General features: G+C 65.6%; 19 protein-coding genes. 9 read left to right on the plus strand and 10 right to left on the minus strand.

What is annotated here, in order from left to right; genetic code table 11:
- Positions 1-158: 158 nt before the first annotated feature.
- The 4 genes from gap (at position 159) to ACQPZ2_RS17745 (ending at position 3,964) form a co-directional block, all read left to right on the plus strand.
- Positions 159-1,178: a type I glyceraldehyde-3-phosphate dehydrogenase gene (gene gap, locus ACQPZ2_RS17730; protein ID WP_433526538.1), complete on the plus strand. Its 1,020-nt coding sequence runs from the start codon at positions 159-161 to the stop codon at positions 1,176-1,178.
- Between the two features lies 1 nt (position 1,179).
- Entirely contained in the window at positions 1,180-2,394 is a 1,215-nt protein-coding gene (locus ACQPZ2_RS17735; RefSeq protein ID WP_433526539.1) for a phosphoglycerate kinase, read from the plus strand.
- Positions 2,395-2,397: 3 nt separating this feature from the next.
- Entirely contained in the window at positions 2,398-3,183 is a 786-nt protein-coding gene (gene tpiA, locus ACQPZ2_RS17740) for a triose-phosphate isomerase (RefSeq protein ID WP_063043217.1), read from the plus strand.
- A 151-nt stretch (positions 3,184-3,334) separates the two neighbouring features.
- Positions 3,335-3,964: a DUF1579 family protein gene (locus tag ACQPZ2_RS17745; protein ID WP_433526540.1), complete on the plus strand. Its 630-nt coding sequence runs from the start codon at positions 3,335-3,337 to the stop codon at positions 3,962-3,964.
- A 6-nt stretch (positions 3,965-3,970) separates the two neighbouring features.
- Here ACQPZ2_RS17745 and ACQPZ2_RS17750 read toward each other — a convergent pair whose 3' ends face one another.
- Both ACQPZ2_RS17750 and ACQPZ2_RS17755 read right to left on the minus strand, forming a co-directional pair.
- Entirely contained in the window at positions 3,971-4,489 is a 519-nt protein-coding gene (locus ACQPZ2_RS17750; RefSeq protein ID WP_433526541.1) for a hypothetical protein, read from the minus strand.
- Positions 4,490-4,491: 2 nt separating this feature from the next.
- The gene (locus ACQPZ2_RS17755) at positions 4,492-5,286 is read right to left on the minus strand and encodes an META domain-containing protein (RefSeq protein ID WP_433526542.1); all 795 of its coding nucleotides are present in this window, start codon (positions 5,284-5,286) and stop codon (positions 4,492-4,494) included.
- A 958-nt stretch (positions 5,287-6,244) separates the two neighbouring features.
- Between ACQPZ2_RS17755 and ACQPZ2_RS17760 the strand changes: the two genes are divergently transcribed.
- Both ACQPZ2_RS17760 and secG read left to right on the plus strand, forming a co-directional pair.
- Positions 6,245-7,855 (plus strand): MFS transporter, encoded by a 1,611-nt coding sequence (locus tag ACQPZ2_RS17760; RefSeq protein ID WP_433526543.1) that lies wholly within the window; start codon positions 6,245-6,247, stop codon positions 7,853-7,855.
- 58 nt (positions 7,856-7,913) lie between these two features.
- Positions 7,914-8,147, plus strand: a complete 234-nt coding sequence (gene secG / locus ACQPZ2_RS17765; RefSeq protein ID WP_063043223.1) for a preprotein translocase subunit SecG — start codon at positions 7,914-7,916, stop codon at positions 8,145-8,147.
- Here secG and ACQPZ2_RS17770 read toward each other — a convergent pair.
- Positions 8,134-9,267: a YbfB/YjiJ family MFS transporter gene (locus tag ACQPZ2_RS17770; RefSeq protein WP_433526544.1), complete on the minus strand. Its 1,134-nt coding sequence runs from the start codon at positions 9,265-9,267 to the stop codon at positions 8,134-8,136. The genes secG and ACQPZ2_RS17770 overlap by 14 nt on opposite strands.
- A 70-nt stretch (positions 9,268-9,337) precedes the next feature.
- Between ACQPZ2_RS17770 and ACQPZ2_RS17775 the strand changes: the two genes are divergently transcribed.
- Complete coding sequence (locus tag ACQPZ2_RS17775; protein ID WP_433526545.1) at positions 9,338-10,171, plus strand: LysR family transcriptional regulator; 834 nt, start codon at positions 9,338-9,340, stop codon at positions 10,169-10,171.
- 3 nt (positions 10,172-10,174) lie between these two features.
- Here ACQPZ2_RS17775 and ACQPZ2_RS17780 read toward each other — a convergent pair whose 3' ends face one another.
- Positions 10,175-11,023 carry an SDR family NAD(P)-dependent oxidoreductase gene (locus ACQPZ2_RS17780; protein WP_433526546.1) on the minus strand — a complete coding sequence of 283 codons (849 nt, stop codon included), beginning with the start codon at positions 11,021-11,023 and terminating at the stop codon, positions 10,175-10,177.
- 54 nt (positions 11,024-11,077) lie between these two features.
- Here ACQPZ2_RS17780 and ACQPZ2_RS17785 point away from each other — a divergent pair, with 54 nt between their 5' ends.
- Positions 11,078-12,064, plus strand: coding sequence for an alpha/beta fold hydrolase (locus ACQPZ2_RS17785; protein WP_433526547.1), 987 nt, complete (start codon positions 11,078-11,080; stop codon positions 12,062-12,064).
- Positions 12,065-12,069: 5 nt separating this feature from the next.
- On the opposite strand, the gene ACQPZ2_RS17790 is transcribed toward ACQPZ2_RS17785, so the two are convergent.
- The 4 genes from ACQPZ2_RS17790 to ACQPZ2_RS17805 all read right to left on the minus strand — a co-directional run bounded on the left by ACQPZ2_RS17790 (position 12,070) and on the right by ACQPZ2_RS17805 (position 14,867).
- Positions 12,070-12,549: a hypothetical protein gene (locus tag ACQPZ2_RS17790; protein ID WP_433526548.1), complete on the minus strand. Its 480-nt coding sequence runs from the start codon at positions 12,547-12,549 to the stop codon at positions 12,070-12,072.
- 122 nt (positions 12,550-12,671) lie between these two features.
- Complete coding sequence (locus tag ACQPZ2_RS17795; RefSeq protein ID WP_433526549.1) at positions 12,672-13,070, minus strand: DUF397 domain-containing protein; 399 nt, start codon at positions 13,068-13,070, stop codon at positions 12,672-12,674.
- Between the two features lie 60 nt (positions 13,071-13,130).
- Positions 13,131-13,952, minus strand: a complete 822-nt coding sequence (locus tag ACQPZ2_RS17800; RefSeq protein ID WP_433526550.1) for an SAM-dependent methyltransferase — start codon at positions 13,950-13,952, stop codon at positions 13,131-13,133.
- Between the two features lie 18 nt (positions 13,953-13,970).
- A complete protein-coding gene (locus tag ACQPZ2_RS17805; RefSeq protein WP_433526551.1) occupies positions 13,971-14,867 on the minus strand; it encodes a Scr1 family TA system antitoxin-like transcriptional regulator in 897 nt (298 codons plus the stop codon).
- Positions 14,868-15,060: 193 nt separating this feature from the next.
- On the opposite strand from ACQPZ2_RS17805, the gene ACQPZ2_RS17810 reads away from it, so the two are divergent.
- Positions 15,061-15,489, plus strand: coding sequence for a hypothetical protein (locus ACQPZ2_RS17810; RefSeq protein ID WP_433526552.1), 429 nt, complete (start codon positions 15,061-15,063; stop codon positions 15,487-15,489).
- A gap of 66 nt (positions 15,490-15,555) precedes the next feature.
- Here ACQPZ2_RS17810 and ACQPZ2_RS17815 read toward each other — a convergent pair whose 3' ends face one another.
- Complete coding sequence (locus ACQPZ2_RS17815; protein WP_433526553.1) at positions 15,556-17,742, minus strand: thiamine pyrophosphate-dependent enzyme; 2,187 nt, start codon at positions 17,740-17,742, stop codon at positions 15,556-15,558.
- Between the two features lie 155 nt (positions 17,743-17,897).
- Positions 17,898-18,251 carry a MerR family transcriptional regulator gene (locus ACQPZ2_RS17820; RefSeq protein ID WP_433526554.1) on the minus strand — a complete coding sequence of 118 codons (354 nt, stop codon included), beginning with the start codon at positions 18,249-18,251 and terminating at the stop codon, positions 17,898-17,900.
- Positions 18,252-18,316: the final 65 nt, after the last annotated feature.

Genomic DNA, 18,316 nt, shown 5'->3' on the forward strand with positions numbered 1-18,316 from the left:
ACGGACGGCGGATTTGTGCACCGAAACCACATGCGCGGGCGTCTGCGCAGGTCCCGCGTTCTCAGGAATGTCAGGTGCGTGTCGGAGAGGCTACGGTCGGGCACTACTGTGGTCTATGGCATCGGAATGAATCCGCTTGAAAGCTGAGGAGCGATAACGTGACTGTCCGGGTAGGCATCAACGGCTTCGGCCGTATCGGACGTAACTTCTTCCGGGCGGTGGAGGCGCAGAAGGCGCTCGGCACCACCGACATCGAGATCGTCGCGGTCAACGACCTCACCGACAACGCGACGCTGGCCACTCTGCTCAAGTACGACTCGATCCTGGGCCGCTTGCCGCAGGACGTTTCGCTGGACGGCGACGACACCATCGTGGTCGGCGACCAGCGGATCAAGGCGCTGGCCATCAAGGAGGGCCCGTCCGCGCTGCCGTGGGGTGACCTCGGCGTCGACGTGGTCGTCGAATCCACCGGCATTTTCACCGACGCGACCAAGGCGAAGGGCCACATCGCCGCGGGCGCCAAGAAGGTCATCATCTCCGCGCCCGCCAAGGGTGAGGACCTGACCGTCGTCATGGGCGTCAACGACGACAAGTACGACGGCAGCCAGAACATCATCTCCAACGCGTCCTGCACCACCAACTGCCTCGGTCCGCTGGCGAAGGTGCTCAACGACAGCTTCGGCATCGAGCGTGGTCTGATGACCACCATCCACGCCTACACCCAGGACCAGAACCTGCAGGACGGCCCGCACAGCGACCTGCGCCGCGCCCGCGCCGCCGCGCTGAACATCGTGCCCACCGGCACCGGCGCCGCGAAGGCCATCGGCCTCGTGCTCCCGGAGCTCAACGGCAAGCTCGACGGCTACGCGCTGCGCGTCCCGGTCCCGACGGGCTCGGTCACCGACCTCACCGTGACCCTGAGCAAGTCGGCCTCGATCGATGACATCAACGCCGCCTACAAGGCCGCCGCCGAAGGTGCGCTGAAGGGCATCCTGAAGTACAACGTGGACCCGATCGTGTCCAGCGACATCGTCACCGACCCGCACTCGTGCATCTACGACGCGCCGCTGATCAAGACCATCGATGACCAGGTGAAGGTCGTCGGCTGGTACGACAACGAGTGGGGCTACTCCAACCGCCTGGCCGACCTCATCGGCCTCGTCGGCAAGTCGCTCTGACATGGCGGTCGAAACACTCCAGGATCTGCTGAACGAGGGTGTCGAGGGTCGGGGCGTACTCGTGCGCTCCGACCTGAACGTCCCCCTCGACGAGAACGGCGAGATCACCGACCCGGGCCGCATCATCGCCTCGGTGCCGACGCTGCGTGCGCTGGTCGAGGCCGGCGCCAAGGTCGTCGTCACGGCGCATCTGGGCCGTCCGAAGGGTGAGCCGGATCCGAAATTCTCCCTCGCTCCGGTCGCGGTGAAGCTGGCCGAGCTGCTGGGCCGCAATGTCCAGCTGGCCGGTGACGTCGTCGGCTACGACGCGCTGTCGCGCTCGGAGGGCCTCACCGACGGTGACGTGCTGCTGTTGGAGAACGTGCGCTTCGATGCGCGCGAAACCAGCAAGGACGATGCCGAGCGGGCCAAGCTGGCCGCTGCGCTGGTCGAGCTGGTCGGTGATGACGGTGCGTTCGTCTCCGACGGCTTCGGCGTAGTGCACCGCAAGCAGGCCTCGGTCTACGACGTGGCGAAGCTGCTGCCGCATTACGCGGGCACGCTGGTCGCCGCCGAGGTCGAGGTGCTGGCCAAGCTGACCGAGAGCTCGGAGCGCCCGTACGCGGTTGTGCTCGGCGGTTCGAAGGTCTCCGACAAGCTGGCTGTCATCGAGGCACTGGCCCCCAAGGTGGACACCCTGGTGATCGGCGGCGGCATGTGCTTCACCTTCCTTGCCGCACAGGGCCTTTCGGTCGGCGCCTCGCTGCTGCAGGAGGAGATGATCGAGACCTGCAAGGGGCTGCTGGAGCGCTACGGGGACGTCATCCATCTGCCGCGCGATATCGTCGTGGCGAATAAGTTCGCGGCCGACGCGGACTCGAAGGTGGTGCCCGCCAACGAGATTCCGGACGGCTGGCTCGGTCTCGATATCGGTCCCGAGTCGGTGGACCGGTTCGCGGCACTGCTCACCGAGGCGAAGACGGTGTTCTGGAACGGCCCGATGGGCGTATTCGAGTTCGAGAACTTCGCCGCGGGTACCCGGGGTGTCGCCGAGGCGATCGTGACCGCGACGGGCAAGGGTGCCTTCACCGTTGTCGGCGGTGGCGATTCGGCCGCGGCCGTGCGCGCGCTCGGCCTGCCCGAGGACGGTTTCTCGCACATCTCCACCGGTGGCGGCGCATCCCTGGAATACCTCGAGGGCAAGGAACTGCCCGGTATCGCGGTACTGGAGGACTGAACCATGGCACGCAAACCGCTCATCGCGGGCAACTGGAAGATGAACCTCAATCACCTCGAGGCCATCGCCCTGGTGCAGAAGATCGCCTTCGCGCTGCCGGAGAAGTACTTCGCAAAGGTCGACGTCGCGGTAATTCCGCCGTTCACCGATATCCGCAGCGTGCAGACCCTTGTCGAGGGTGACAAGCTGCTGCTCACCTATGGTGCGCAGGATGTTTCGACGCACGATGAGGGCGCGTACACCGGCGAGATCAGCGCCGCCATGCTGTCCAAGCTGGGCTGCACCTTCGCGGTCGTCGGCCATTCGGAGCGGCGGCAGTACCACTCCGAGGACGACGCCACTGTGCTGGCCAAGACCAAGCAGGCGCTGAAGTACGGGATCACCCCGATCGTGTGCATCGGCGAGGGTCTCAATGTCCGCGAGGCGAAGACCCATGTCGAGTACAACCTCGAGCAGTTGCGTGGTTCGCTCAAAGGTTTGACGGCCGAAGAGATTTCGAAGATCGTCATCGCCTATGAGCCGGTCTGGGCCATCGGCACCGGTAAGGTCGCCACCCCCGCCGACGCGCAGGAAGTCTGCGGTGCGATTCGCGCGGAGCTCGTCGAACTGGCCTCGCCCGAGGTCGCGGCGGGCGTGCGGGTGCTCTACGGCGGTTCGGTGAATGCCAAGAACGTCGGCGAGCTGGTCGCGCAGACGGATATCGACGGCGCGCTTGTCGGCGGTGCGTCGCTCAAGGGCGACGAGTTCGCCACGCTGTCCGCGATAGCCGCGGGTGGTCCGCTGCCCTGACGGGTGAATGTTCGAATCAGCCCGGTAACACGCTCGAGCGCGTGTTGCCGGGCTGATTCGCGTCGGGCTTCCCGCTCGGGGCGAGGCATACCGGCGCCCGGGATGCGATGCTGTTCGAGTCTCTGATCCGTAGGCCGACAAGGACTTTCACGTGAGATCAACGAAGGCGCGCGCACTGGTGACGGTTGCGCTCATGGCGTTCACCGCGTTCGGGGCCGGATGCTCCGACGATTCTCCCTCGCCGGTGGAAACCATATCGAGTTCCGAGGCGGCTCCCACCAACCAGGATGCCGGGCACCAGAAGTTGAATCAGCTGGTGGGCGAATGGAATGGCGCGAAGTCGACATTCATCGCGGGTGGTACCGCGGATAATCCGATCAAGAGCGATATCACCTCGCGCTGGCATTGGATCGGCAAGACGGGCAACAACTTCATGCAGGAGGAGGCCGAGGGTACCTTCGGTGGCAAGCCGTACTACCGGCTCGGCACGCTCGGCTATTCGCCGACCGGCGATCGCTACGAATGGTCGACGGTGGACAGCGTGACGCCGATGATGATGACCTACAAGGGCGCCAAGGCCAGCGGGAGCGCCGCCGATATCGAGGTGGCGGGGGAGTTCACCGATCCGGGTGTGCTCGGTCCGCAATTCGTCGGCAAGACGATTCCGATGCGGACGGTGATCGAGCTGGAGTCGGCCGATCGGGTGACCATGGAGCTCTACTTCGCCCCGCCCGGGGAGGCGGAGCGGATTGCGGACCGGGTGATCCTGACGCGGAAGTAGTTGGGATCAGAGGTGATTCACGATGAAACCGCTGGCGGTGAGTGCCAGCTCGAGTGGCTCGTCGTGCGGGTCCATCGAGATCTCGGCGGTCCGCACGTCCGGGTAGTGCACGTGTAGTCGGTACAGGGTGCCGCGCAGGAGGTGGGCGAGTTCGGCGGGCTGCTTGGTGGCGTGCACGATGTACAGCTTGGCTGTGGTCTCGGAGATGCCGACCGAGCATTCGGCCAGGAGTGCGCCGTCGGGGTCGATAAAGCCCAAAGTGAAGATGGTGTGCAGGAATTCGTCGCGCGCGGCGAGTAGCGCGGCGACGGTATCCATATCCGAGCCGCCGTGTTCGGTGCGGCGGATGCGGCCCGCGGCGGTGTAGAGCTCGGCGTAGCGGACGAGGGTTACCTGGGACGGCGGCGCGGGCAGCTTCTCGATGTGGGCGGACGGAAGATCCGGCCACGGGCCGATCTCGGTATGCCAGGTGCGTTTGCGGTCCGGGTGGCGGAGATCCGGTGTGCGGGAGGCGTTTTGGTTCACGGCTATGCCGCGCGCAGGGTCAGGCCGAAGCCGTTGGTATTGCGCAGGATCAGCGTTTCCGCGTCGATGGTCGCTGTTGTCTTGCCGTCGAGGGCCTTCAGCACCGCCTGCTCGACCTCCATGATCTCCGGCGCGCACGCCATCTTCGTAGTGCCGATCTGGAACGTGACGTCCGGACCGTTGGTGGTGGGCGATGCGGTGGCGTGGCCGGTCATGCGATTGCATCCGGCGCTTCCTGCGACCCCACCGTCCGCCGCGATGGTGAGCGTCGGCTTCACATCGTCCAGCGTCTGGGAACGGATCTGCGCATCGGGCGTCATCAGGGCGGAGACGATCCATGTCGTGCCGATGAGCGGCCTATCGGGTTGGGCGACCTTCTTGTCGAGCAACGTGACCGTTGTTTCCTTTCCGGTCAGCGTCAGTGTCGAATCGTCGATCCGCCACTTCGGCAGCGACGTCAACACCCTGTCCTGCCAGCTATCGGCCTGGCTTCGTTCATCCGGACAGGCAATCAGGGTGCTCGAGAGCGTGCCGACGTGCAGGATCCCATCGGCCAGATCCACCGTGCCATTGGCCGTATTGCAGCCGGAGTTCGCCGAGATCTTGCCATCGGTAAAGGCGAGTGTCATCGGTCCGCCGCCCGGAATCTGCTGTCCCTCGACCCCGGTCGAGACAAATGTGCGCCCCATCGGCGACCCCGCCGGTTGGTTCTTCTTCTCATCGTCTCCCGAACAGCCAGCCACCAGAGCGGCCGCCATAACCAGCAGAATCCCGACGCGCACCGTTGTAGCCGACATGTAGCCGATGGTACGGGCGTTGCCGCTGGAAACCGCGCAATTCAGCTGGCCGCTGCTGCGCGCGCGACCGTCGAAACAGGTAGTGGATTACTCGTGCCGGTGTGTCGGGACGCGGCACAGACTTGGTTACGGGGCACGGATCGATGCGGCGATCCGCGTTTCGGAGAGGCGGTTATGAGAAGTGAGGCGCGAGCGTTTCTTGTCGCGGCGGCCGCGGCGGCTGTGCTCGGTGCGATGGCGGTACCGATGGCGGTGTCGGCGCCTACGACAACCACACCTACGCCGACCACATCTTCGACAACCGCAGGACAGGCGGGACCGTGCACTACGGCCCGCACAGCGGTGGGGGAGACTTGCCCGCGTTCCGACCCCACTTTCGACGTCGCGCCAACCCGCGCGGAACGCGGCACACAGATCGCAGTGAACGGCACTTACTGGCCGTGCACCGTGGTCCGGCTTACCCCGAGCTGGTCCGGTTCGCCGCAGAACGCGTCGGTCTCCCATGGGACGTTCGCCACTTCCATTGCCGTGTCCAATCAGGCCGCAACCGGCCCGCAGACGATCAGCGCGGCTTGTGGCGAGGCATCTGCGGTCCGGCAGATCACGATCGACCCTCGCTCCGGCACGACCACCAAGCCGATCACGACGAGTACCACTCGAGCAGCTGTCGCGGAAACATCCGGCACGCCGACCGCAGGGTCAGCGGTGGACAATCCGCAGCGGGGCAACCACTTCGGTGCAGTGTTGGGAACCGGCTTGCTTCTCCTCGCCGTCGGTGTGGCGACGCTGGTACTGCGCCCGCGGCGTAGGCAGCCGCTCGGTCGCCCGCGCGGCCGTCGAGGGGAGTCGGCCGTCCACCGACCGCCTCGGCCTGCCGCCGCACCGACCCGAGCCGCGCCGAGGTCGTAGTCACCAGATCCGCAGCAATGGCGAACGGCACGTAGTTCGACCCGTAGCTATGCTCGGGCCAGTGACCACTGCTGACGCGACGACACCTTTATCCACCTGGGCGCCGTTACGGTCGCGAATCTATCGGGCGCTGTGGATCGCGCAGTTGGTCTCGAATCTGGGTACCTGGATGCAAACCGTTGGGGCGCAGTGGATTCTGGTCGATGCGCCCAATGCCGCGACGTTGGTGGCATTCGTGCAGACGGCGACCACATTGCCGGTGATGCTGTTGTCGATCCCGTCGGGGGTGTTGGCGGATCTGTTGGATCGGCGCAGGTTGTTGGTCGGGGCGCAGTCGGCGATGGCGGTGTTGGCGGCGGTGCTCGCGGTGTCGACGGCGACCGGGCACACCACTCCCGGCGTGCTGTTGACGTTGCTGTTCCTGCTCGGGTGCGGGCAGGCGTTGACGGCGCCGTCTTGGCAGGCGATTCAGCCGGAACTCGTTGCGCGCGAACAGATCCCGTCTGCCGCGGCGCTGGGCAGTATGAATATCAATATCGGGCGCGCGGTCGGGCCCGCCATCGCGGGCGTACTGGTCTCCGTGTCCGGCCCGACGCTGGTATTCGCGCTGAACGCGGTGTCGTTCGTCGGCATCGTGACGGTGCTGCTCAGCTGGCGAAGACCGGCGAAGGAACGGAAACTGCCCAGTGAACGTCCGCTGGCGGCGCTGCAGGCGGGCACTCGGTTCATTCGCGCCGCGCCCGCGATCCGGCGGGTGCTGTTGCGCTCGATTCTGTTCATCGCGCCGGCGAGCGCGGTGTGGGCGCTGCTTCCGGTCATCGCCCGCGACGAACTCGGCTTGTCCTCATCGGGCTACGGTCTGCTGCTCGGCGCGCTCGGGCTCGGCGCGGTGACGGGGGCGGTCGGCTTGGGACGGGTCCGTGCCCTGCTGACACCCACGCAGCGCTTGACCGCGGCCGCGATCCTGTTCGGCATCGCCTCGGCGGGGGCGGCGGTGCTGCACAGCGTGCCGGTGGTGCTGGTGCTGCTGGTCGGGGCCGGATTCGCCTGGCTGCTCGCGATGTCGACGATGAACTCGACCATGCAATTGCTGCTGCCCGCATGGGTGCGGGCGCGCGGGCTGTCGGTGTACATGCTGGTGTTCATGGGCGGCCAGGCACTCGGTTCGCTGGTGTGGGGTCTGGTGGCCGGTGCGGTGGGTCCGGTGGCCGCACTGCTGGCGGCGACGGTGCTGTTGGCAGGTTCCGCGCTTAGTTCGGTCTGGCTGCCGATCCGCCACAACGCGGAGGAGGTGGATCTGAGCCCGAGCGTCTTCTGGCCGGAACCGCAACTCGTGGTCGAACCGGATCCCGAGGACGGGCCGGTGCTGGTGTTGCGCACCTACGATGTCCCGCCGGAGAAGATCGACGAATTCCTGGCCGCGATGGTGTTCGTCGGACGGTCCATGCAGCGCACCGGCGCGATGGAATGGCGGCTGTACCGCGACGTCGGGGTGATCGATCGCTATGTCGAGGCCTTCGTGGTGCGCTCCTGGTCGGAGCATATGCACCAGCATCAGGTGCGGCTGACCGCTCAGGACCAACTGCGCGAACGCGCCGTCGCGGAGTTCATGATCGGCCAGGACACCGCCACGCACCTGGTTGCGGTAGACACACCGTAGGTCGCGTCGAGCCGGGGTGATTATGCGGGTACCGACCCGCACCCATAGACTGTCCGGCATGCGGATGTTCCTGGATATCCTCCTGATCGTCACCAGCGTGCTGCTGGTGCTGCTGGTGCTGCTGCACCGCGCCAAGGGTGGAGGTCTGTCCAGCTTGTTTGGTGGCGGCGTGCAGTCCAGCCTGTCGGGTTCGACCGTCGTCGAGAAGAACCTCGACCGCATCACCATCTTCACCGGCTTGATCTGGCTCATCGCCATCCTCGGTATCGGCCTGGAGATCAAGTTCGCCTGAGTTGCCCGGCGACGACGACGGCTCCCGCTGTCGCCGCCGCCAGCACGAGGGTCGCGATTACGAAGGCCATCGCATAGCCGTCGCCGATTACCGGTGCGACGACCAGCGGCCCCAGCATCTGCCCCGCGCCGTAGACCGCGGTGAGCGTGGCCGCGGCCCGGTGGCCGGTCAGTTCGATGCCGATCTGGATCGCGAGCATGCAGATGCCCATGAACGTCCCGCCGAACAGTGCCGCCGCGATGATCGCCGACCACATGGTCGTCGACCAGGCGAGCAGGGCCGACGAGGCGCACTGCGCGAGCAGTGCGAAGACCAGGGCGGTCGTCGGCGTCCAGCGATGTGCGGCAATGCTCCAGAGCACCGCCGGTGCGGCGGCCGCGCCGACGATCACCCACATCGCCGAGCCAACGGTCGTGTTGTGTGCGCCGACGGCGGCGACCAAGAAGGTGCCGATCACGATATAGCCGATGCCTTCGAGCGAGTAGGAGATGAGCAGCGCGCGCCAAGCCGTGCTCTTCCGTTTCGCGTGGGCCACCTCGGCGCTCCGCCCGGCGTGAATATCCAGTCGGAAGGCGGGCAGTAGTAGTAGGGCGGTCAGACCGGCGGCACCGAGCCACAGGCCCTGCCAGGACAAGACCGGCTGCGCGGCCAGCGCGAGCAACCCGGTGAGCGCGATACCGAACCCGACCCCGCCGAAGGCGATGCCCGCGGCATGCGCTCGGCCACCGAGCCGAGCGATCGCGCCCGCGCAGCCGACGAAGATCACCGCGCTGGCCAACCCCGCGATCAATCGCAGCAGCGCGGGGATCACGGTCGGGCCGGGCAATACGACCAACGCTTCACTGATCACCAGGACCACGGCCGAAATGCGAAAGATATTGCGGCTGTTCATCTCCGGACGACGCGCGAGCAGGACCGCGCCCAGCAGATAGCCCGCATAGTTGGCGGCGGCGATGAGCGCGCCATCGTGGGCGTCGATGCGGTGCGCGTCCACCATCGCGGGCAGCATCGGTGTGTAGGCGAAGCGCCCGACACCCACGGCGCCTGCGAGGCCCGCACCTGCGGCGAGTGCCGGTGCGAGGGTGCGGCGCGGGGTGTCGAGGAGAGCTGATGCGGTCACAAGATCCGACGGTACGGTCCGCTGACAAGCCTGTGAAATGCTTTCTGTGCACGATGTATACGCTCGACGCATGGATATCGAGCTGCGGCACCTGCGGGCATACGTCGCGCTCTGCGAGGAAGCGAACTACACCCGCGCCGCCGCCCGGCTGCACCTCAGCCAGCCCGCGCTGACCCGAACCATCCAGCAGTTGGAGCGCTTGGTCGAATGCCGGTTGATCGAACGCACGTCCCGGCGCTTCGAGCTGACCGACGAGGGAGCCGAGCTGCTCGAACACAGCAGACGCATCATCGGCGATATCGAGACCGTCCAAGCGGATCTGCGCATGCGCGCCACGATCGAGGTCGGATTCTCCTGGCTGCTGCCCGATGCCTGGTTCGCCGCGATCCGCACCCGCTACGAGGCGCTCGGCGGCCGGATTTCGCTACGCCGCGTGGAGGATCCGATGGCGGCACTCGACGACCGCTCGATCGATATCGCCATCCACCGCAACGATATCTGGCTGCCGCACCATCTCGAATCCCGCGAAATAGGTTCGGAGCAGCGGGTGCTGGCGGTTTCGGTGCATTCGCCGCTGGCAACCGCGGTCGAGCTGCGCTGGGCCGATCTCGCGCACCTTCCGCTGGTGGCCAATACCGTTTCCGGCACCACCAATGCTGAATCATGGGATGCGCCCGATCCGAACCGCACCGTCATCACCTGCACGAATTTCGACGAATGGATCGAACTCGTCGCGGCGGAACGTGGTATCGGGATTGTGCCGGTGCTGGCGCGGTCTCGGGCACCACATCCGGGCGTGGTTTATGTCGATATCGTGGATGCGCCGCGTTCGCATATCTATCTGACCTGGCGGGGCAAGCCGGCGCCGTTGCGATCGGTGCAGCGCTTTCTGAGTCTGGCCTGAATCTCAGTCGTTGCGCGGAATGCGGCCGTCGAGGTCGGTGAAGCCGTACTCTTCGGCGAGATCCGCTATGCGCCAAGCCGATCCGGAGCGTTGCCTGCGGTCCGGATCGGCGGCGAGTGCGACGACGGCACGCCCCGGGAAGCGGGGGGATTCTGCGTTGTCGAGGTCGTAGGTGCCCTCGCCGGGCAGTGTGACGACGCGGCGGCCGTCCCGATCGCGTGGAACCATTTGCAGCAGTTCGGTGTCGACGATTCCGGGCCACAGCGAGACCACCGTGACGCCCGACTCGGCGAGATCGTCGGCCATATCCGAGGTGAGCCGGTCCAGCGCGGCCTTGGCGACGCCGTAAACCGCGTTGTGCATATAGCGCTCGGCGCCGGGGGAGGAGATATTGGCGATCAGGCCCGCCGATTCGATCAGCAGGGGAGCCGCGAAAACGCTTGCGACGTAATGTGACCGGAGGCCGACGTCGAATGTCTCATCCCAGGCCTGCGGCGGCACCTCCCAGAACGGTTTGCCCAGCCAACGCGCGGCAGCGGGAGCGTTGTAGACGTTGTTCACCAGCACATCGAGTCGTCCGTGCTCGTTGCGGATCCGCTCGAACAGTCGCTCGACCGCATCGTCGTCGCGGTGATCGCAGACCACCGGCACCCCGACGCCGCCGAGCAGGTCGATCTCGGCCGCGGTCGCGTGCACGGTCCCCGGCAGCCGTCCTGGTACGGCCGAGCGCCCGGTGACGAAGACGGTGGCGCCCGCGGCGCCCAACTCCAGCGCGATGCCCTTGCCGATGCCGCGGCTCGCGCCGGTCACCACCGCGACTCGGCCGCCTAGAACCTGAGGTATTCCGTTCACGATCCCGGGACATTACCGTGAAACAAGAACACGTTCTAGCAATTGGAGGCCGTAGTGGAATTGATCCATCGGTTCGTTACGAGCAACGGCATTCGCATGCATGTCGCCGAGCAGGGCGAGGGGCATCCGGTGATCTTCTGCCACGGCTTTCCGCATACCTGGTTCATGTGGCATCGCCAGCTCGCGGCCGTCGCCGCGGCGGGTTACCGGGCCGTTGCGCCGGATTTGCGCGGATATGGGCGCACGGATGTGCCTACCGATATCGAGGACTACAGCAACCGCGCCGTCATCGGCGATCTGCTCGGTCTGCTGGACGAGATGGGTGCCGAGCAGGCGGTCTTCGTCGGTCTGGACTTCGGGGCCGCGCTGGTGTGGGAGCTGGCGTTGCGCGCGCCGGAGCGAGTGAGCGGTGTCATCGTGCTCAATAATCCGTTCGCCCCGCGGCCGCCGCGCGCGCCATCGCAGCTGTGGGCCAAGGCCGCTCAGCGTCATTTCCTGCATCTGGACTATTTCCAGAAGCCTGGCGTGGCCGATGCCGAACTCGGCGGTCGCACAAGGGAATTCCTGGCCCGCGTCTACTACTCGCTCAGCGCCGACTACCACTATCTCGACACCTGGCGTTTCCCGGCCGAGGGCACCGGCTACCTCGACGTTCTCCCCGAAGCCCCGCTGTTGCCGTGGCGCTGGCTCTCCATCGCCGAATTCGACACCCTGGCACAGGATTTCGAGCGCACGGGCTTCACCGGCAGTCTGAACTGGTACCGCGTGCTCGATCGGAACTGGGAACTCACGGCCGAATTCGCCGACGTCGAGATCTCCGTTCCGACGTATTTCCTCTACGGCGACCGAGATCCGGATATGGAGGGCTTCAGCGGGCGCGACCCGCTCGCAACTCTGCGTGCGAACGTTCCCGATCTGCGCGCCGTCACCAAGATCGCGGACGCGGGTCACCTCGTGCAGTTGGAACGCACCGACGAGGTCAACGCCGTGATCACGAGCCACCTGCGCGACCTGGTCCCGAATCCGGCCCTCACGCAATAGCCGGGTCAGCGGTATTCGTTGGTCAATTCGGGGTAGTCGGCCCAGCTGGGGAGGGGGCGTCGGTCCAGGTAGGCGGTGAGCCGATCCAGTAGGTACTGCCAGCGTGGGCCGACCGAGCAGGCGTCGGCGGGGCAGATGTGGCGGCGGATCAGTTCGAGATTGGTGACGACGCCCACCTGGGTCATACGCATTTCGAGGATGCCGCCATCGATATGGATCACCAGATCATGTGGTGCGCGGCAGTCTTCGACACGGATTGCGATGGGGCCGGGGACCGGACCGTCGAACGGTTCGATGGTCAGGTTGCCATTGCCCCCGGTGACCTTGCCGAACCAGCGATCCAATTGCCTGCGTTCGGCGCAGGCGGACCATACGTCGAGTACGGGCATGCGGAACGACCGCAGAAAGTGCAGCAGTACCCGGCCCTCCTCGATCGCCCGATCGTGTTCGGGTCGTACCTCGCCGAGCATGGACATCGTGGTCATAGCCGTGCCCTTTCGCCGCTGGTCACCGTATGTCCACTGTATTTCCTCGGTGGCGCCGCCGAATCGGATTCGTCGGAAGTCGGCTACCGCGTGTCGGATCGGTCGGCGCCACGGGATAGATCTCAGGCCGCGATGAATCGTGCGCAATCGAATTCGTTGCTCAGCACACCCTGTCGAAAGGCATCGAACTCATCCTCGTCGAAGAGTAGTTCCACGCCATCGATCGGCTGGGGAACGGCGGCGCGGAAGACGTATCCGCCGTCGCGGCGCGATATCGCCAGATACCGGTCTTCGACGCGACCCGCCCGCACTCCGGCCTGGAAAGCATCGAACTGCTCGTCGGTGAATACAAGAATTTCCTTGTCGGGCAACGACATTCCGGGTGTGTAGCGTTCGTCGGCGAGCTTGTCGTCCCAGACCGCAGTCCACCCGTTCTTGCGTGCGATGCACACGCAATTCTGGTTGGGCGAGCTGAAGGTCGCCTTGCGGAATTCGGCGACGGTGAAGGTGGGCTGCGTCATTGCATGTCCTTTCAACGGGTAGAGCAGGAGTCGCAGGGGTGCAGACCCGTTGCTCGTCCTTCAAGGCTTATAGCCAACGGCGGCGAAATTACACGGCCGCGCCGTGTCTGCCCGGTCGACCGGTTGATCCGGGCGCCAGTCCGGTGCGTAGGCGATACCGGGTTCGACCAGGTCCAGGCCGTCGTAGAGAGCGGTGAACTGGGCGCGGGTGCGCAAGGACACTGGATCGGAGGTCTCGTCGTACAGTGCGGCGGCCGCGGCCATTTGCTGCTTGATCTCCGGACCGGCGTCGTCCAGGGACACATGGGTCATCGCGGCATAGCTGCCCGAGGGGAGCCGGTCGCGTAATCGCGCCATCAACTCGTGCGGCTGGTCGGCGTCGGGCAAGAACGGCCAGACGCTGACGATCAACAGGCCCAGCGGCTGCCCGAAGTCGATCAGCCGTCGGGTATCCGGATGGTCCAGAATCAGGTCGGGATAACGCAGGTCGGCCTCGATGACGGCGGTGTTGTCGAGGGCATCGCCGTGCAGCAGGAGGTCGTGGGCGCGATTGACCGCTTCCAGATCGTTGTCGACATAGACCACGCGCGAATCCGGTGCCGATTCCCGTGCGACCTCGTGCGTATTGCCGACGGTGGGGAGTCCGGAACCGATATCGAGGAATTGCCGGATGCCCTGCTCCACCATGAATCGTGTTGCGCGGCGCAGGAATCCGCGGTTGTGATGCGCCCACACATCAAGGAATGGAAGTATTTCGAACAGTCGCTCACCGAAGATCTTGTCGACCTCGAAGACGGCTTCCCCGGACAGGTAGTAGTGGTACATGCGGGCGGCGGATGGTCGGCTCGCATCAATTTCTCGGGGCTCGAAGTCGGCGGACATCCGGGTGCTCCTGATTCGTCAAGTACTGGTGAATGTCTTGCGGCGCAACGATCGTGCGACGTGCTCCATGAACTTCCGGGAATCCGCGGCGCCGAGAGCGGCGGCACTGAGCCGGGACCATACGGTTTCGCGGGCGGCCACCGCGGGTTTGTCATCGATGTAGCGGATATCCCCCTGGCTCTCCACGATCGCCATCTCGAGGTCACCCGCCGCACCCGGCGACGGCACCCGGACCAGGGTGTACCGGTCCTCCATCCCCGCCCCGCGGGTGGTGACGGTGAACGGGAGTACTTGGATCAGGATGTTCGGCCGTCTGGACAGACTCGACAGATGTTCGAGTTGTTCGAGCATCACCTCGCGCCCGCCGTATTCGCGGCGCAGACAGGATTCGGACAGTATCGCGCGGAACTCCGGCGGGTCCGCCTCGGTCAGGACCTGTTGCCGGGCCAGCCGCGCCTGCACCGACTCCTCGACGGTGACACGGTCGGCCGCGACCGGAGTGACCGGTTCGTGCAGTGCGCGAATGTAGGACTCACACTGCACGAGTCCCGGCATGATCTCCGCCTCGGCGGTGCGCAACAGACTCGCATGCGCCTCCAGATCGACGAGCAGCCGCAGGTCCTCGACGTAGGCGCGGCGATGGCCGGTGGTCCAGAAGCCGCGCTTGTGGTTGTCGCGGCGCAGTTCCTTGAGCGTCTCGACATAACCCGGATCAGTGAAACCCAGTGTGGTCGTGAGGAGTTCGAGATCGCCGACGCTGATTGCGCCGACTCCGTTGATCAGCTGGTTGATTCGGCTCTGGGTCGACTCGATGATCTTGCCTGCCTCGGTCTGGCTGACACCCGCGGTGCGGACCATATGCTCGATCTCGCGTCCCAGCAACAATTTTCGCGCGGTCCGTAATCGAATTCCCATGGCTCCCCAGCGTATCGGTCTGACGCAACTCATCCGATTCACTTCCTGGAGCGTGATAATCACGCTAGCATTACCACACCAAAGATATCACGTCACGCCGAGGCAGTGGGTGTCATCGAGGACCGTCCCCTGCGTCGCGGTTTGAGGGGGCGTCGGATGACGACAGCCACGAACGATCGTCGGATGGTGCGAAATGTCCAGTAGCGCAGAGACAACCGCGCAGCGCTGCCGGCACTACCAACGCGATCTGGGACTGCCCGCGGTGATAATGCCCGACACCCAGACGCGGATCATCGTGCAGACCGGACCCGTCAGTGCGGTGGTGATGCCCTCGAGGCTGGCAACGGAAGTCATCGCGGAGCAGCAGGGGCCGTTGGGGCCGGTGATAGAGCATCCGGCGTCGCGGCGGTGGGCCTTTCTGACCGGACCGTCCGGACCGTGTCCGGAGAGTCTGACGCCCGCGCTGCTGCGCTGGAATATCGGCGTCGCGTCGAACTACATTGTGCTGCCGTCTCCCGCTGACGAGCGGCGCGGATTTCGGCGCTGGATCCACGAGCCGCACAACAGGTTTCGGCCGTCGATGCGAGAAATCCTGGAAGCGGTGCTGCGGTTGCGGCGATAACCGTTCCAGCGGGCGCGCGTACTCGCCGATACGAGGGGTCGGCGAGTGACGCGCGGTCCGGAACGGTTAGCGCGTGAGGAGTTTCGTGGCTGCGGACTCGATTCGGGATTCGTCGAGAAGGACGGTAGTGGCGGCCGGGCCCAAGGGGATGAAGGAGTCTTCGCTGGTTACGCGGGTTATGGGGCCGTTGAAACCGGCGTCGATCAGCGCGGTGCAGAGGGATTCGGAGACGCCGCCCGTGTGGCGGGTTTCGTCGGCGATGAGGACTCGGCCGGTGGCGCGGGCGTGGTCGAGTAGGTCGTCGAGGGGGAGGGGCGAGAGCCAGCGGAGGTCGAGCACGCGGGCTCGGATGCCGCGAGATAAGAGGCGTTGGGCCACACGCAGACTCATGGGGACGCCATTGGCGAAGGTGACAATGGTGAGGTCGGTGCCGTCGCCGTCGCCGTCGCCGTAGCTGCGGGCGCGGCCGATGGCGATGTGATCGGCATCGGAAGGTGTTGCGAGCCAGGCATTATCGCCAGGTTGGTGCAGGTCGCGGGTGTGGTAGAGGGCGATGGGTTCGAGGTAGAGGCACACGCGTCCGTCGACGCGAGCAGCGGAGACGCAGGTGCGGAGCATGGCGGCGGCATCATCGGCGCGAGCGGGGGAGGCGATGATCAAGCCCGGGATATCGCGCAGTGCCGCAATGGAATTGTCGTTGTGGAAGTGGCCGCCGAACCCCTTCTGATAGCCATAACCGGCGATGCGGACGACCATCGGATTGCGGTATTGCCCCTGGGAGAAGAACGACAGTGTGGCGGCTTCTCCGCGCAACTGGTCCGCGGCATTGTGCACGTAGGCGAGATACTGGACCTCCGGAATCGGCACGAATCCGGCGAGCCCGGCGCCCAGAGCCGTGCCGAGCACGCTCTGTTCGTCGAGCAGCGTATCGAAGACGCGGCGCACCCCGAACTGCTTCTGCAGCCCCTTGGTGACGCCGTACACGCCGCCCTTGCGGCCGACATCCTCGCCGAATACCAGGATGTCGTCGTCCCGGTCGAGCAGGGCGGCGAGCGTCTGATTGATCGCCTGCGCCAATGTCACCGAATCACCCTGTGTAACCGAGTGTCCTCGACGCAGAACATCGGCCTGCACGAGGTCCGCATGCGGCGGGGCCAGCGGTGCCATCACCGCAGCGGCAGAAGTCAATTTCGGTTCACGACAAACCAATTCGGACATGGCGGCGACTCGGCCACCGATTTCGTCGTAGCGTGCGATGACTTCGGTCGGGGTGGCGACACCGGAAGTGACCAGGAGGCGGCCGGTTGCAACCACCGGGTCGCGGCGCAGGTCGGCGGTGATATCGGTGGGGCTGCGGTAGGCGGATTCGACATCGGACCCGGCGTGTCCCATGAGTCGTACGGTGCTCAGGTGTAGAAAGGCGGGCTTGCGATGTTCGCGTACCCAGTCGACCGCCTGGGTCGCGGTTGTCGCGACGTCGAGCAGATCGCAGCCGTCCGCGTCGAAATACTGCAGCCCGAGGCGGATGCCGTAGGACTGTTCGATCCAGCCGGGCGGAGTCGGGACGCTGATGCCGATGCCATTGTCCTCGCATACGAACAGCAGCGGTAGCGGAACCCCTTGGTGCGCAGTGTGAATCGCGGCATTGACGGCACCGGCGGCAGTGGAGTGATTGGCCGACGCATCGCCGAAACTGCAGAGCACCACCGAATCCGACGGCCATTCGCAGGTGACGCCGAGCCGAGCCGCACGCTCGATCGCGAAGGCGAGCCCGACGGCGCGCGGCAGATGTGATGCGATGGTGGAGGTCTGCGGGATCACCGCAGCCGGTTTGCTGCCGAAAACCTTGTGACGGCCGCCGGATATCGGATCGGTGGCGGCCGCGACCACGCCGAGCAGCACATCCCGGATCGGGTCCAGACCGGGCACCTGCCTGGCTCGGTGCACGAAGAATGCCCCGGAGCGATAGTGCAGCAGCGCCGGATCGGTGGGGCGCAGAGCTGCCGCAATCGCCGCATTGCCCTCATGCCCGGACGACCCGATGCTGTAATAACCGCGCTTGGCGCTGCCCAACCGGCGCGCTGTCAGGTCGAGATGCCTACTGGTCGCCTGTGATTCGAACAGGTCCAGGCACTGGGCTCCGGTGAGCCCTACCGCGTCGAGCGGCTGTTCGACGGGACGGCTGGGCCGCGGCTCCAGCGCCGATAGCTCGGCACGGAACCGCTCCTCGAGGTCGACTCGCTGTTCGGTCACGCTGTGATCATCTCCGACGAACGCTGCTCCGGGGACCTGATTTCGGCGCTATTTCCGAAAGTATTCTGATTACCTCGGTAGTTGCAAGAAAATTCTCCGAGTATACCGGTGTCGAATCGCGGATTTATCGGCCACAGCCAGAAGGATGCACAGCTTCAGCCCGACTGCTCGGTCTCCTCGATCGTCCGCCGCAGCAGATCGCGAGCGGAATCGAGATCAGCGGCCCGACGATCCAACTCCGCCAGCCGATCCCGCAACGCGGGCAGCACGCCAGGACAGGCCCGCAACGCACCGTCGTCGACAGCGCACGGCAGCAACTGCCCGATCACCCGGGTCGAGAGCCCCGCCGCGAGCAATGCGCGAATCTGCCCGACTCGCTGCTCGGCATCCGCGTCGTACTCGCGATACCCATTGTGGCGGCGTTCGGCCGACAGCAACCCGACCCGCTCGTAGTACCGCAGCAGCCGCTCACTGGTGCGGGTACGGCTGGCCAGCTCACCGATCAGCATGATTTGACCTTCCCATGGTGTCAGGGATCAACACTCGAGCCCGCAACTCGATTCCATAAGGAGAG

This window comes from Nocardia pseudovaccinii, from assembly GCF_050942345.1.
Taxonomy (GTDB): Bacteria; Actinomycetota; Actinomycetes; order Mycobacteriales; family Mycobacteriaceae; genus Nocardia; species Nocardia pseudovaccinii.